Source organism: Chlamydia avium 10DC88, assembly GCF_000583875.1.
Classification (GTDB): Bacteria; Chlamydiota; Chlamydiia; order Chlamydiales; family Chlamydiaceae; genus Chlamydia; species Chlamydia avium.
The window spans coordinates 1-7099 of record NZ_CP006572.1 but is presented as its reverse complement, the minus strand read 5'-3'; the positions used below and the strand labels follow the sequence as shown (position 1 = coordinate 7099).

Below are 7099 nucleotides of genomic sequence, written 5' to 3'. Positions count from 1 at the left end.
GGATTTACTTAATCAAATACAAACATCTCTAAACTTATTCCCAGACTCTCCAATAGTAGAACAATTGGAGAACAACAACTTAAAATTAAAGAAAGCTCTAATTATGTTAATTCTATCAAGAAAAGATATGTTCTCAAAATCTGAATAAATTAACATCTACTCTAACGTTGGAGTAAGTGTGAAAACGTTGACATTTTGTTCTTTTAAAGGAGGGACCGGGAAAACAACTCTGTCCCTAAACGTTGGGTGTAATTTGGCCCAAGAAAAGAAAAAACGAATTTTGCTTGTGGATTTAGATCCACAAGCAAATTTAACTATAGGTCTAGGCATACAAACTTGTGAAAAATATAGCCTTAACGAATTTCTCAGAAATACAAACGAAATAAAAAACTCTATTCACAAAACAAAAATAAATAACTTAGACATTATCCCTTCCTCTGTTTTAATAGAAGAATTTAGGGGATTTAATAAAGTCACAAATCTAGCTATCAATCATTTATACCTATCTTTACAAAGTATTCAAGATTATTACGATATTTGTATTTTGGATACTCCACCAAGTCTAGGTATACTTACTCGAGAAGCATTTCTTGCTAGTCAATATTTAATTATCTGCCTAACCCCAGAGCCATTTTCTATTTTAGGATTACAGAAGATAAAAGAATTCTGTTCCACAATTGAAAATGACTTAGAAGTTCTGGGTATAGTTTTTTCATTTTGGGATGAAAGGAATTCAACAAACTCTATGTATACAGACATAATAGAGTCGATTTATCCGAATAAAATACTAGAAAGTAAAATACGTCGTGACATTACTTTAAGCAGATCTTTGTTAAAAGAAACTCCTGTAATCAATGCATATCCAAACTCTAGAGCTTCTCAGGATATTCTAAAATTGACTCAGGAAATAGAAAACAAGCTATCGTTGCATCAAAAAACTATTCAGGAATCCCTGTGAATAAATTAGCGAAAGAAGCATCAGCATTTTTTAGAAAGAATCAAGAAAGTACTACTAAAGAGTTTCAAAAGAAAGATCTATCGTTAGATATTTTTTCTGTAACATTGAGTGCTGAAGAACATGAACAAATTGAAAACTTAGTAGTTAGTCAAAACATACAATTAGATACTAATCATAGTAATAATTTGGCTACTATTAAGTTGTTAACAGGTCAAATAAAATCCATACAAAAACAACATGTGCTTTTAATCGGAGAAAAAATTTATAAGGTAAGAGAGATTTTAAGGAATATGTGTTCTCCTGAAGCTACTTTCTCATCTTGGATTAACATTGTATTTCGCACAAAATCTTCTGCATACAACGCCTTAGGCTATTATGAGTTGTTCATTAGCCTTCCAGATAAACATACGAAGTCTTTGTTTCAGTCAATACCTTATAAGACTGCATACTTGCTAGCTTCTAGGAAAGGAACAATTAGGGAAAAAATAAACGTTCTAGGGAAAATCTGTGGCATGTCTAATACATCAGCTATAAACACCCTAAATAAGTTTCTCCCGTCTCTTAGAAACAATACTGAATTAAAAATAACAACAGAATCTGATGTAGAAAGAAGAAATAAATATTTATCAGAAAAACTACTTGAGATTTTGAAAATTATCAACTCTGGTATTGATCTCTCGGATTATAACAAAAATCTGATTCACCAACTTCTAGACAGCATTTCTTACAGATGCTGATTCCTATCAGCATCAAATAAAAAGTATTACTATACTTTTTAAAAATTTAAACCTACAAAACTTCGAGAGAAAATGCAACTTTAGGTGGTAGACTTTGCAACTTTAGGTGGTAGACTTTGCAACTTTAGGTGGTAGACTTTGCAACTTTAGGTGGTAGACTTTTTGTTTAAAAAAACTTAGTCTACGCAAGACTTGTACATTATAAAATTGAGACTAAGTATGAGCAATTTGGTCTACCAACACAAAAGTAGATTGTTTTTAACTGTATTAGAAGCAGCTAATGTATGGTTAGCTACCCTGTCTCCTATCACTAGGAAAAATTATGCTTCCGGAATCAGGTTTTTAGTATCTAATAAAATATTGGATGCTTCTATGAAACTGGAAAAATTGGTTTATGTGGATCATTGGGATGTTTTAAATAGAATCAAGTCTTTAACCCATACTTGTAGCGGTAAACCTGTTTCAGAGGCTTCAAAACAAGCGAGAGCCGCTTGTTATATATCATTCACGAAATTTCTTTATAGATTGACTAAGGGGGTTATTAAACAAGCCATTCCTTCTAGAGATTTTGGCAATTCTACTTTTTACAAAATTCGAGATAAAGTTAAGACCGAATTTATTTCAAAACAAGAATGGTTATTGTTTTTTGATTCTCTTAAGAGAATCAGTTTTAGGGATTATTTAATTGGAAAGCTGATTATTCAAGGAGTTAGAAAATTAAGTGAAGTTATTTCCCTAAGAACAGAAGATTTGTTATTTTCTCAGAATCAGATTACTTTCAAAATAAAGAAGCGTCAAAGTAGATATAATGAAGTTAGAGTAGTTTATCCTAATTTCTTAATGCAGGAGTTGCGGGATTATGTTGGGAATAGAGACGGATGGGTGTTTATATCTGGAAATGGACAACAGGTAGCAATTAATCAAGTGTATTATTACTTCAAGTTAGCAGAAAATGATATGAACTTATCTATTAAAGTTACTCCTCATGTACTTAGAGCTAGTGCTTTGGCGTATTTGAAAAAAATAGGATGTGCAGATGAGGCAATTATGCGTGTTTCTTGTTTTTCTTCGACGCAAATGCTTTCAGCATATGATACTAATACGATAAATAATCAAACTTCTCAATTTCCTTTAATATTTTAATATAATTTTAATTATATAGGTTGTTTCTGTGCGAAATTGATAGTTAAATTAGGGATATTTTTTTGATGCATTTTCTGATCTTATAGATTTGTCGTAAGCATGGATCATCTTAGAAGAAGAATGTCCTGTAACTTTCATAATATCAGAATCAGAACAACCCATTCTTTTGTATTCAGTGACTGCTGTAGCTCTAAGTACATGAGGAGTAACTTTAAATGGTATATTTGCTTGAGAACCTGCTTTAGCAAAAGTTCCTGCTAATTGTTTAAGATCCACACTTTTTCCTGTTTTAGTAATGAATACTAATCCATTTCTATTCCCAATATAATTCTTGATTAATTGCATAAATCTTTGAGGATAGGTTATGACTGTAATTTTTAGATTTTTTTATTTTTGACTTGAATGAATGAGATAGTTCCTTCTTCGAATGAAATTTGATCTGTTGTTATTGACAGTGCTTCTGCAGCTCGCTTTGCTCCTTGCAGTAGAGTTTGGGCTATTAACCAATCTCTGTGATTGATTTGCTTTAGTTTTTCTAAAAAAACTACTATTTCTTCTTGATTCATTGCTTTTGTTTTAACTAAATCTCTTATCTTATAAAAAGTTTTTGTAGCTTCTTGTCTGGATGGTAAAGCTACTGGTATAATTCCTGATGTGATTCGATTAAGAAATTTTGTTAGGGATATATAACTTGCTGCACGAACTTGCTTTGTTCCTTCTGACCATGCTGCTTGATGTGTAGGAATTTGTTTTATGGAATCTAAAATTAGATTGTGATTTAACATAGCGAATTCTTGTAGAGATATATCTAAAGAAATTAAACCGATTTTCTCTAAGGAAAAAAAGCTCCTTTGTATGATCGAGCCGTGTGATAATTAAGAGAAGATGTCCACAGTAGTACTATTTCCAGTAAAGATATATTATTTAGTTTTTCCCAAATATTTTCATTTTTAATAAAGACGGCTTCTTTGTGTGTCGAGTAGGATCTGAGTATTGGTTTATTCAATATTTTTGCTAGGTTGTGGTTCGGTGAATTCTCTTTACGCACACGTTTCCTCATGATATAAGTGAGTCATTTTACCTGATTATTTCCATAATCAGGTAAATTATATTACTTTTCGAAAATCATCAATTATCCCTTTCTGGTCATTTTATGATGAAGCAATCTGTAGAAGAAAAAGAGCTTTTAGATGTTGAGTTTTTTGTATTAGGCCAGGCTGTAAATTATTATGAACATGCACGTACTATCGTACAGAGATTATCTGAACATCATTTTCTTTCTGATAAACATAGAAATATATTTGTATTGATCAGAGATATTTTAAACCACAGAGATACTATTTCTATAGCTCTCCTTTGGGAAGAGATTAAAAAGCGTAACTTAGATAAGCATATGGATGTTTCTTATTTGATTCATATGTCCCAAAATGCAGATATACCTATTGATCTCGATCAACATATTGACTTCTTGCATGAACAATATATTAATTGTTTACTAAAAGAATTCTTGGATTCTGCTTTTCAAGATTTTACAAGATATCCAAATAGACGTTCTCCATATACTTTGGTTGAGCAATTCAAAGAACGACTAGACACTATTCATACTAAAACAGAAAATTCAAGAAAAAAATGTGGCAGAACTATTTATGAGATTTTTTCTGTAGGAAATAATGGATCTAATAGTGTCATTTCTCAAATAAGAAATCGATATGATTATAGGTCGAAATATCATGTAGACTATGTTGATGGTTTACTAACAGGCTATGCATCTATAGATGAACATAGCATTATTTTGTCGCAGGGTAACTTTATTGTATTAGCTGCTAGACCAGCTATGGGGAAAACAGCTTTTGCTATCGATATGGCATTAAACCTTGTGTTAGATCAAAAAAAGTCTGTTGGTTTTATTTCTTTAGAAATGAGTCCTAATCAAATTGTTGAGCGCATTATATCCAATTTGAGTGAAGTTTCTTGTGAACAGTTAAAAAGAGGGAACTTTTCTAGAGATATTTTAGCAAAGATAGAACAACTCGATACTCGTTTAAAAAATATTCCCTTTTTTATTTGTGATAACAAATGCACTAACTTACATTCATTAATCAATCAATCTAGAGCTTTAAAGAATGACTATGCTATTGATGCTTTATTTATAGATTATTTGCAGTTAATCAGTCCTCCTAAAAAATCTGAAAATAGACAAAATGAAATTGCTGAAATTTCTAGAGAACTAAGAAAGTTGGCTGTTGAATTACAAATTCCGATTATTTGTTTATCTCAATTGTCTAGAAAGGTTGAAGATAGAGTAGATAAAAGACCTATGCTATCAGATCTTAGAGACAGCGGTCAAATAGAGCAAGATGCTGATGTTATTCTGTTTATCCATAGGAAAGATTCTTCTTCTCAAGAAGGATCCAAAGGTGTAGCAGAAATTATTGTGGGGAAAAATAGACATGGTTCTGTTTTTTCAACTAACTTGAAATTCTCAGCATCAATAGGAAAATTTTCTATTCAGAAAGAATCATGGTAAAATCAGAAAATCAAGTCATTAAAAGTTCTCTACACTTAGAAAATCAAAAATTTGGAAGAAAACCTCAGTTATCAGAAGAACAATTAGAATTATTTTCAAATATCTGTACTGAATCTCGGATTGAAGTAATAGGGCTAGATTTACAACCATCTCATTATCATGCTCTAGCAGCAATCCAGAAGCTCCTCACTGCTACAAATTATCGAGGAAATTTAGAAGGTTCTTATTTATCTAGAGAAACAAATACCTTCAAATTTGAAGGCATTATTCCCAGAATCAAATTTACCAAATCAGAATACCTAGAAGCATATGGAGTAAAAAAATACAAAACTTCAAGAAATAAAAATGAGTTCGGGGGTAAAGAAGCTTTAATAGCTTTAGAAGCTTTATACCATTTAGGAAATGAACCTTACCTCATAGTTGCAACTAGAAAAAGATGGAATAAAGGAGAAGAAGTTGTCGACAGATATCAAACTTTTTCACCCATTCTACGTATTTGTGAAGGATGGGAAGGATTAACTCCAAAAGAAAATAAAGCATTAGATGAAGAACCCTTTTTAAATTTAATTTCTAAAAAACATAAAGGATTCATCATAGAACCTTGTCCAATCATTGTGGACCAAATTGACTCATATTTTGTTCTAAAGCCTGCTAATATGTATCAGGAAATTAAATTAAGGTTCCCAAATGCATCTAAATTTACTTATACATTCATAGATTGGATTGTAAGTACAGCTACACGAAAAAAGATGAATAGTTCAGGAATTAAGGAATGGCCAGATAAAATAGAGATAGGTTTCGAAACTTTGTCTTACACCCTCAGAATGAATAGATATATTACCTCTAGAAATTGGAAAAAAATAGAAGCTGCTATTAATCGCTGTGTTGAAATCGCTATCGAATTGAAATGGTTAAATAGACACGAAAGATTACAAGGATCGACTATCGCGAAAAAAGAAGTTTTTTACTTAAACAAAGACAAATTCCAACAAATATCAAAAAACAAAACAATTCAAAGATCAGACAATAATTAATATTGATCGCCAAAAAAAATTAAATTAAAACTCGAATTAAAAAGAGTTTTAATTATGGGTAATTCTGGTTTTTATTTAAATAACACACAAAATTGCGTATTTGCAGATAATATTAAACTCGGTCAAATGACTGATGTCTTAGGAGACAAACAAATTATACTTGGGACTTCAACAACTCCAGTAGCAGCAACATTCCAAGCAACAAATGGTATCAAATTTGATATTACAAATACTGATAACCAAAATGCTACTATCAATGTATCTCTTGATCCTGATCAAATTTCGGATGCTATATTAGGAAGCATACAAAACGAATTAATAAGTGAAATTGTTGAAAACTTAACTAACAGTTTGGTCCAAGACGTTACAGATAAAATAACATCTGATCCTACCTTATCTATAACCAAAGCATTCAAACATTTTTCTATATCAGAAAAAATCCAATGCAATGGTTTATTTACTAAATACAACATCAATACCCTTAATGGTGGAACAGAAATTGGGAAATTCACAATTACTCCAGACAATATCAATAGCATGTTTCTAGTATTCGTCGATATCATAGCTTCTAGAATGGAAGGAACTGTTGTTCTATCTCTAGTCAAGGAAGGTGATACTCAACCTTGTGCTATAAGCTATGGATATTCTTCTGGTGTTCCTAACCTATGTTCTTTAAAAACAGCTGTTGCTAACGTCGGAT

5 protein-coding genes and 3 pseudogenes are annotated in these 7099 nt (G+C 31.2%); 7 read left to right on the top strand and 1 reads right to left on the bottom strand.

What is annotated here, in order from left to right; all coding sequences use genetic code 11:
* Window positions 1–4 precede the first annotated feature (4 nt).
* From RT28_RS04930 to RT28_RS04725, 4 genes and pseudogenes are all read left to right on the top strand, one after another.
* Window positions 5–148, top strand: a pseudogene (locus tag RT28_RS04930) (virulence factor); the annotation flags it as partial.
* A gap of 30 nt (window positions 149–178) precedes the next feature.
* Window positions 179–958, top strand: a complete 780-nt coding sequence (locus RT28_RS04735) for a ParA family protein (protein WP_080650666.1) — start codon at window positions 179–181, stop codon at window positions 956–958.
* Window positions 955–1695, top strand: coding sequence for a pGP6-D family virulence protein (locus RT28_RS04730; RefSeq protein ID WP_041555995.1), 741 nt, complete (start codon window positions 955–957; stop codon window positions 1693–1695). Before RT28_RS04735 ends, RT28_RS04730 begins: the two co-directional genes overlap by 4 nt.
* 219 nt (window positions 1696–1914) lie before the next feature.
* A complete protein-coding gene (locus RT28_RS04725; RefSeq protein ID WP_174362038.1) occupies window positions 1915–2838 on the top strand; it encodes a tyrosine-type recombinase/integrase in 924 nt (307 codons plus the stop codon).
* Window positions 2839–2886: 48 nt separating this feature from the next.
* Here RT28_RS04725 and RT28_RS04720 read toward each other — a convergent pair.
* Window positions 2887–3886: pseudogene (locus RT28_RS04720) on the bottom strand (tyrosine-type recombinase/integrase).
* 105 nt (window positions 3887–3991) lie between these two features.
* Between RT28_RS04720 and RT28_RS04715 the strand changes: the two are divergent.
* From RT28_RS04715 to pgp3, 3 genes and pseudogenes are all read left to right on the top strand, one after another.
* A complete protein-coding gene (locus RT28_RS04715) occupies window positions 3992–5365 on the top strand; it encodes a replicative DNA helicase (RefSeq protein ID WP_020358470.1) in 1374 nt (457 codons plus the stop codon).
* Window positions 5359–6399: a hypothetical protein gene (locus tag RT28_RS04710; protein WP_020358469.1), complete on the top strand. Its 1041-nt coding sequence runs from the start codon at window positions 5359–5361 to the stop codon at window positions 6397–6399. The genes RT28_RS04715 and RT28_RS04710 overlap by 7 nt, the downstream gene beginning before the upstream one ends.
* Window positions 6400–6453: 54 nt before the next feature.
* A pseudogene (pgp3, locus tag RT28_RS04940) lies at window positions 6454–7098 on the top strand (virulence factor Pgp3); the annotation flags it as partial.
* Window position 7099 lies beyond the last annotated feature (1 nt).